Below are 251 nucleotides of genomic sequence, written 5' to 3' on the forward strand. Positions count from 1 at the left end.
CGCCGGCAACAAAGTGACCAACGTAGCCGCCGGTACCGACGATACCGACGCCGTTAACTACAGTCAGCTGAAAGAGACCAACGCCAACGTGGCCAAAGGTCTGAACATTGCCGCCGACAACGGCAGCGACGACAACGTCCAACTGGGTGAAACCGTTGCCTACCGCAGCAGCGACAAAAACATCGTGACCACCGTGTCTGACAACCAGATTGACTTCAAACTGGCCAAAGACATCACCGTTGACAGCGTGA

The 251-nt window shown here is 55.8% G+C and carries 1 pseudogene; it reads left to right on the plus strand.

Going from position 1 to position 251, the window contains the following annotated elements:
* Nucleotides 1–251: pseudogene (locus tag HMPREF2700_RS10340) on the plus strand (hypothetical protein); the annotation flags it as partial.

This window comes from Neisseria sp. HMSC068C04 (assembly GCF_001810105.1).
In the GTDB taxonomy this organism is placed as follows: domain Bacteria; phylum Pseudomonadota; class Gammaproteobacteria; order Burkholderiales; family Neisseriaceae; genus Neisseria; species Neisseria flavescens_B.